This is a genomic window from Mesorhizobium sp. GbtcB19 (assembly GCF_019091085.1).
GTDB lineage: Bacteria > Pseudomonadota > Alphaproteobacteria > Rhizobiales > Rhizobiaceae > Mesorhizobium.
Window position 1 is genome coordinate 1 of record NZ_JAGXJY010000609.1, and the last position, 231, is coordinate 231.

Here is a 231-nt window from a genome sequence, read left to right on the forward strand (position 1 = left end):
GCCGGGCTGCCGCCGGAGATGCTGTCGGTGGTCACCGGATGGCCGGCCGGTATGGGTGACGGGATGATCACCAATCCCAACTTCGTCCTGATCACCTTCACCGGCGGGGTGCCGGTCGGCAAGATGATCGCGTCGAAGGGGGGCTACAAGCGCCAGGGGCTGGGGCTCGGCGGCAAGGCTCCGGTGGTCGTGCTCAAGGGTCTTGCGGACGAGGATTGGGCCAAGGGGGGC

At 68.4% G+C, this 231-nt stretch carries 1 protein-coding gene; it reads left to right on the forward strand.

What is annotated here, in order from left to right:
* Positions 1-231, forward strand: a 231-nt coding sequence (locus KVT37_RS33190) for an aldehyde dehydrogenase family protein (RefSeq protein WP_217579120.1), incomplete at both ends; no start/stop codon positions are given.